The organism is Algibacter agarivorans (assembly GCF_039543245.1).
In the GTDB taxonomy this organism is placed as follows: Bacteria; Bacteroidota; Bacteroidia; order Flavobacteriales; family Flavobacteriaceae; genus Algibacter_G; species Algibacter_G agarivorans.
On the sequence record NZ_BAABJJ010000049.1, the window covers coordinates 1 to 1231 of the forward strand.

The 1231-nt window shown below is 34.4% G+C and carries 2 protein-coding genes; both read right to left on the reverse strand.

The window, feature by feature from the left end; translation table 11 throughout:
- The coding region (locus ABD935_RS16535) for an ISAon1 family transposase (RefSeq protein ID WP_345194033.1) at window positions 1-829 on the reverse strand (829 nt) is incomplete at its 3' end.
- Between the two features lie 58 nt (window positions 830-887).
- The coding region (locus ABD935_RS16540) for an ISAon1 family transposase N-terminal region protein (protein WP_425550230.1) at window positions 888-1231 on the reverse strand (344 nt) is incomplete at its 5' end.

Genomic DNA, 1231 nt, shown 5'->3' on the forward strand with positions numbered 1-1231 from the left:
AGGACTCAGCAGAGGCATTAGTACTTCTATTGTCGAAGTAATTCAGTATGTTCATATAATGAATTGCCATGGTTCTAGCGATTGTGTTAAAGCTTTTAAAACCTGCTTGTCTCACTTTTTCATCCCATTTAGCTAAACGTATCAAAGCAGAGGTTTTGTCTTTTGTTTGGTTAAATATCCAAGATAAATTTTGACAAAGTATATAAGCTTTTTCTAAATCTGGGTATTTTTCAAAAAGCACTTTGGCTCTTTCTATTTGATTCAGTGTCCATTTCTCACTGGATTTATAAAGCAGGTATCGACTTCGAACTAATAGTTGTTTTAGTGTATCTCCATTGGATAGTAGTTCTGGCGTGTGTTTCAGGGATTTATTTCTTGCGTTTTCGATGGCATCATTTTCTAGATCTATAGCCTCCCATCTGTGTTTAATCCTAATTTCTTGAAGCGCATCTAGAGCTAGTTTTTGCACATGAAATCTATCTATTACAAGTGTAGCGTTTGGGAATGATTTTTTAACGATTAGCCCCATATTACCTGCCATATCCAAGGTTACCTCTTTTACTTTCTTCCTTTGCTTTAAAGGGATTTTGTGTAGTATTTTAATAACAGTTTCTGCTTTAGTTCCTTTGACCATAGCTACTATAGCTCCTTTCTTTCCTTTTGCCTTTTTGTTAGTTAGTATGGTGTATAAATCGCCATTAGAGAAGGCTGTTTCATCTAGAGAAAGATGGCTTCCTATATTTTTTAAAAACAACAACCAATCTCTAGCGTGAGATTTTTGATTCCAAGATTTGAAATCGCTTAAATAGTCCTTGTACTGCCTTTGCATACTTCTAGGATTTACACCATAAAACTTGGCTATAATTGCAGTACTACTGGCATTATTACTAATAGAGCTCTTTTAAAAAAGCAGCAAAATCACTAGTGATTCTAGTTCCTTTTGCTACTAATTGCCAATCTCTTGTCACTACCTTTCCTGTATCTTCATTAAGCCATCTGCGCCGGGTTATATGCAGAAACACATTCTTTCCTCGAATAGGAAAATCTTGGACAGTAGCCTCTGGAAAAAAACCTTTAGAATAGAGTTTAAAACCTTTAAACTCTTCTGGAACTTCATTTAATTCTGTAAAATAAAAGTGTATTTCTTCGCCTTTGATCTCATGCTTGGTCATGTCAAAATACTTCACAAGTACTTCTGGTAATAATAAATTGGCTATCGATAATAAAGTAT